Raw genomic sequence first — 5,267 nt, forward strand, 5'->3', positions numbered from 1 at the left:
CGCTCGGCGCGGATCACCCGGCCGGCGGCGAGCAGCGCCCCTTCGCTCGTGACCAGCAGCGCACCGAGGCGCCAGACTCGCCCGACCCGCGTCATGCGTGCCCGACGCGGAATGCCGAAGACCCGGCGCTCGGGCACGAATTCGGCGAGCGCCTCGTCGCGCGCGTGTGCCGCGCCGAGCTCGGCGGCGGCGCGTGCGACGAGTTCACGGGCGCGTGCGGCGGCGACGTCGTCGAGGTCGCGGTCCGGCATGCTCAGAGCCTACGTCGGGTCGACGAACGCCCACCGCGCGCGCAGCTGGTCAGCGCGAGCGCGACACGAGCTCGAGGAGCGCGAGTCCGTAGGCCTCCGCGACATCCGGATGCTCGAACCGCTTGTGCTCGTCGCCGAGCTCGATCTCGACCTCGAAGGAGTCCTCGAGGCGCGTGAGCGACCGGAACGTCGAGCGGAGGAGCTCCCGCAACTGGTCTTCGCGCGGCAGCCACACGGCGTCGCCGAGGGAGACGGAGTCGAGCGCCCATTCGGTCGTGCCGTTGAACCCGAGGATCGTGCCGGTGGGGTAGCGGTGCGCCTCGATCGTCATGTCGCTCACCGTGAAGACGTCGGCCTCGACCTCGTGCTCGACGTCGCCCGGCAGGTCGAGCTGGAACCGATCGCCCGACTCCGGACGCCATACGAGCCCGGCATCCCGCAGCGCGATCGCGAGCTCGCGACTGATCACGAAGTGCGGGCCTCTTCGAGCGGCTGCATCTGGTCGCTGTAGCTCGCGCTCACGAGGATCGGCATGTGGTCGGACGACCCGCGCTTGAGCGTCTCGATGCCGCTGATGTCGAAGCCGACGGAAGTCGCGAGGTCGAAGTGCCCGCGGAAGAACTTGTAGCGCGTGTAGGTGCGCTTGTCGCTGAGGGTGAGCTCGTAGCCGGAGTCGCGCACCTTCTCGCCGAGGTTGTCCTTGAAGATCGGGTAGTTGTAGTCGCCGACCATGAGCGTCGGCAGGCCTGGGCCGAGCAGCTGCAGCTCCCCGAGCGCCGACTTGATCTGATGGCGGCGCAGCGAGTTGAGCGCCGTGAGCGGTGCCGCGTGGAACGAGGCGACGATGAGTTCACGCTCGGCCTGGATGTCGAACAGCCGCACCCCGACGAGCCGCTCGTGGGCGGGCCGGAGCACGTGGTCGTGCAGCGACTTCTTCAGCACGAACGCCTGCACCTTCTCGGCGCGGAAGAGGTCGGCGCGATAGTAGACGGCAAGCCCCAGGCGGTTTCTCATCGTCGCGTTCGCGAGCTGCAGCGAGTGGATGTGCTGCGGCAGCTCACGGGTGTCAGCCTCTTGGAGGCACAGGATGTCGGGCGCATAGCGCTCGGCAAGCCCGACGAGTTCGCCGCTGGCCCGGTGCTTTCGAAGGTTGTAGCTGATCACTCTCATGTCGGCACCAGCCTATGTTGCTCGCCCCCTGCCGTGCGCGGACTCACAGCGATTTGCGACCCGGCGCGACGCCGACGCGCACGTGCCGCCCGGTGGCGGCCTCGAGGAGGGCGGCATCGAGTTCGGCGAGCGGATGCGTCGCACCGACGAGCTCCTCGAACGGCAGGGTGCGCCACGAGCGCTCGAGGAACCTCACGGCGCGCGCCAGCTGCTCCCCGGTGGCACCGTGCACCGACGTGATGGTCACGAGGCGGCGTACGAGCGACCCGGGGTCGAGGCACAGCTCCGAGCCCGGCGCCGAGCTGCCGGCGAGCACCACGATTCCGCCGACGCCGATGTTCGAGATGGCGGTCGACGCCGCCGCCGGGGTGCCTGACGTCTCGATCGCGACGAGCGGCTCGGCGATTCCCCGTGCGGCGAAGCGCGCGAGGGTCGCGTCGAGGCGATCGGGCGACCCTGCACGGGCACTGGGGTCGACTGCCACGGCGCCGAGTCGTCGCGCGAACGACCGGCGGGCGGCATCCGGATCCGACACGATCACCTCGGCGTCGGCGTCGAGGGCCATCGCGGCCACGGTGAGCCCGGTCATGCCGCCGTCGGTGACGAGCACGAGTGCGCCGTCGAGGTCGACCCGAGCGGATGCCGCGTCGAGGGCGGCCACCGCCGTCGCCGTGGCACAGGGAGCTGGGGCCGCGACCGTGGCGGGCATCTGCTCGCTCACGCGTACGATCGCGGTGCCCGACCGCAGTTGCACGTGCGTGGCGAAGCTCCCCGAGAGCTCCCAGCCGCGGTGCACGCGCTCGTGGCCGTACTTCGAGAGCGAGCGGCAGGTCTGGGTGAGCCCCCGGAGGCACCGGTCGCACTCGCCGCAGCTGACCGCGATCGACCATACGACGCGGTCGCCGAGCTCGAGCGGCGAGCCGTCGGCTCGCACGGCACCCTCGCCGACGGCGACGACGCGTCCGACCTGTTCGTGTCCGAGCACGAGGGGCGCGGCCGCGGGGCGATCGCCGCGCACCGTGCGCACGTCGGAGCCGCAGATCGTCGCGAGCTCGACCTCGACGAGGGCGTCACCGGGAGCGAGTCGCACGCCCGGAGCTGCGAGCGCCTCGTGCTGCCGGCCGGGCTCGCTCCACACGAGCGCGACGGGCGATGGCTTGACGATGATGTCGAGGTCGCCGACTCGCACGACGGTGTGCACGAATGCCCCCTATTGGATTGCCGTTTGTATGACCGCTCACGCTACTGAGCGGTCGCCAACGGTGCGCCAATGCGCGGTTGCCGGAGCGTGAACCGCGGGCGTCCGCCGGTGGCGCCGGGAGCCGGCACCGGGTCGGCAACGCCGATCAGCGGCGCCGGATGCGAGCGGGGCCGAGCGCCGCCCCGAGGCCGACCACGATGACGCCGACGACGAGGAACCCCAGGCGTCCGCTGACGATCGCCACGACGACGAGCACGATGCCCACCGCCACGACGACCCGGGCGAGGAGGAGCCGCATGCGCGCCGAGCGCGGCCGCGTCATCCGCCGACCGTGAAGACCGAGTCGGTCGCCTGCTCGGCGAAACTCCAGAACTGCGCGCCGATCTCGGGGTCGGTCGAGGTGCGCGTGGGCGTATGCAGCGCCGGGGCGCCCTTGGTCAGGTACCGCGGCCCCCAGAACTGGCCGCCCGTCGCCGCGGGCGACGTCATCGCGTGCAGCACGACCTCGGCGCCGCGGTGCTTGCCTTGCGCCCACGCCGCCTGCAGCGAGTCGGCGAACCGGGTTCCCGTCGTGGGCTCGTTCACACCGGGCACGCGGGGCGTCCGGCCGCTGATCGAATAGCCGGGGTGGGCGACGAGGCTCGACACCGGCACGCCGGCCTCCCGCAAGCGGCGATCGAGCTCGAACGCGAACACCTGGCCGGCGATCTTCGATTGCGCGTAGGCGCGCCAGAAGTCGTAGCCGAGCGTCAGCTGCAAGTCGTTCATACGGAACGTGCTGAGCATCGACGCGAGCGAGCCGAGCCCGACGATGCGCGCGCCGGGCGCGAGGTGCGGGAGCAACCGCGAGAGGAGGGCGAAGTTGCCGAGCACGTTGGTGGCGAGCACGAGCTCGTTGCCGTCGACCGACTCGAGTCGCTGCCTCGGCGCGTGCACGAGGCCGGCATTCGCCACGACGCCGTCGAGCGGCGGCCCGCCGATGAGCCGGTCGGCTCCCGCGCGCACCGAGTCGAGCGACGACTGGTCGATGACGATGGACTCGACGGATGCCGCGGGCACCATGCCGCGGATCGCGGACGTCGCCGCCTCGAGCCGCTCGGGGCTGCGTCCGCTCAGCACAACGTGCGCGCCCGATCCGGCGAGCCGCGCCGCCGTGAAGAACCCGATGCCCGCGTTCGCACCGGTGACGAGAAAGCGCCGCCCGGCCTGGGACGGCAGGACGAGCGGATACCAGCTCACAGTCCGGCCGCGTTGCCGTTCGCCTCGCCGGCGAGCTCCTCGTGGTGCTGGATCACCTCGGCGACGACGAAGTTGAACCACTTCTCGGCGAAGGCCGGGTCGAGGTGCGCGTCGACGGCGAGCGCACGGAGCCGCGCGATCTGCCGCCTCTCGCGATCGGGGTCGCTCGGCGGCAGTCCGTGCGCGGCCTTCAGCCGGCCCACCTGCTGCGTGAACTTGAACCGTTCGGCGAGCAGGTGGATGAGGGCCGCGTCGATGTTGTCGATGCTCGAGCGGATGCCGAGGAGTTCGCTCATCGCCGCGTCCCGTTCGTCGAAGGCCCGGTCAGTCATGCTTCGACCCTAACCCGCAGCGGCACGCTCCAGCACGGGTCGCGTCGCGGCGAGCCCGAGCCACACGATGCCGATCCCCGCCGCGAGCACCCCGGCGATCACGAGGAGCGAGACGGGAGCGACGATGAGCGCCATGCCCGTGAGCGGCAGCATCACGATCGCGGCGGTCACGGCCGACCCGATCGCGGTGATGCGCAGGGGCGACATCACGGCACGGCGGCGCGCGGCATCCATCGTCTTCGTCGGCATGCCGAGCATGTCGAGACTGCGGTAGAGCTCGCCCCGGTCGAGGATGCCGGCGGCCTGGTTGACGCCCACCGAGCACGCGACCATGAGGAACGAGCCGATCACGGTGATGAGGATGCCGGTGCGGATGTCGGTCACGAGCAATCGCATCTCGGCATCCGAGTCCGACTCGAACGCCCCGAGCACCGAGACGCCGGCGCCCGCGAAGACCGCCATGAAACTCGTCATCGCGACCCCGCCGACCTGCCGCCACGCGGCTTTCGGCGACTCGAGCACGGTGCGTGCCGCGAGGAGTCGCTGGGGCGTCTTCGCGCGCCCGGCCTGCCCTCGTGCGACCAGACGGATGACCCACGGGCCGATGAGGTTCAGCACCGCGAGCGTTCCGCCTAAGCCGAGCACGAGCATCGCGAGGATCGCCATCACCGTCGGCGCGACCTGGATCGCGCTCATCACGCCGAACGCGACGATGATGACGGCCACGCCGATGACGATGCGCAGCCAGTGCAGCTTCGGGGCATCCTGCTTCGTGCGCACGCCGAGCGGCGAGATCACCACTTGCCGAAGACCGAGCACCGCGCTCACGGCGGCGAGTATCGCGACGCCGAACGGCATGGCGACGAGCGACGGCCACGGCAGCAGCACGCCCGCGGCGCCGAGCGCCTCCCCGCGGAACTCGATGAGCGCGAGGGCCGGCACGAGCGCGAGGTACACGGCCACGCCGAGCACGGCGCCGACGAGCGCGAGCACGGCCGACTCGATGATCGCGAGCGTCGACACCGTCGCGGGCGTCGCGCCGAGCAGCCGCAGCGTGGCGAGGCGGTCGTCGCG

General features: G+C 71.4%; 7 protein-coding genes and 1 pseudogene. All 8 read right to left on the bottom strand.

Annotated elements, in window-relative coordinates:
• A pseudogene (locus tag ESP51_RS20125) lies at window positions 1–251 on the bottom strand (hypothetical protein); the annotation flags it as partial.
• Between the two features lie 49 nt (window positions 252–300).
• Window positions 301–720: a pilus assembly protein CpaE gene (locus ESP51_RS20130; protein WP_129522644.1), complete on the bottom strand. Its 420-nt coding sequence runs from the start codon at window positions 718–720 to the stop codon at window positions 301–303.
• A complete protein-coding gene (locus ESP51_RS20135) occupies window positions 717–1,421 on the bottom strand; it encodes an endonuclease/exonuclease/phosphatase family protein (RefSeq protein ID WP_129522645.1) in 705 nt (234 codons plus the stop codon). Before ESP51_RS20135 ends, ESP51_RS20130 begins: the two co-directional genes overlap by 4 nt.
• 43 nt (window positions 1,422–1,464) lie before the next feature.
• Window positions 1,465–2,622 (bottom strand): alcohol dehydrogenase catalytic domain-containing protein, encoded by a 1,158-nt coding sequence (locus ESP51_RS20140; RefSeq protein WP_129522646.1) that lies wholly within the window; start codon window positions 2,620–2,622, stop codon window positions 1,465–1,467.
• A gap of 145 nt (window positions 2,623–2,767) precedes the next feature.
• Complete coding sequence (locus ESP51_RS20775) at window positions 2,768–2,944, bottom strand: hypothetical protein (RefSeq protein WP_164990617.1); 177 nt, start codon at window positions 2,942–2,944, stop codon at window positions 2,768–2,770.
• Window positions 2,941–3,861, bottom strand: coding sequence for an SDR family NAD(P)-dependent oxidoreductase (locus tag ESP51_RS20145; RefSeq protein WP_129522647.1), 921 nt, complete (start codon window positions 3,859–3,861; stop codon window positions 2,941–2,943). Before ESP51_RS20145 ends, ESP51_RS20775 begins: the two co-directional genes overlap by 4 nt.
• A complete protein-coding gene (locus tag ESP51_RS20150) occupies window positions 3,858–4,193 on the bottom strand; it encodes a chorismate mutase (protein WP_129522648.1) in 336 nt (111 codons plus the stop codon). The genes ESP51_RS20145 and ESP51_RS20150 overlap by 4 nt, the downstream gene beginning before the upstream one ends.
• A 9-nt stretch (window positions 4,194–4,202) precedes the next feature.
• On the bottom strand, window positions 4,203–5,267 hold a 1,065-nt coding region (locus ESP51_RS20155), incomplete at its 5' end, for an FtsX-like permease family protein (RefSeq protein WP_129522649.1).

Source organism: Agromyces albus (assembly GCF_004134825.1).
Classification (GTDB): domain Bacteria; phylum Actinomycetota; class Actinomycetes; order Actinomycetales; family Microbacteriaceae; genus Agromyces; species Agromyces albus.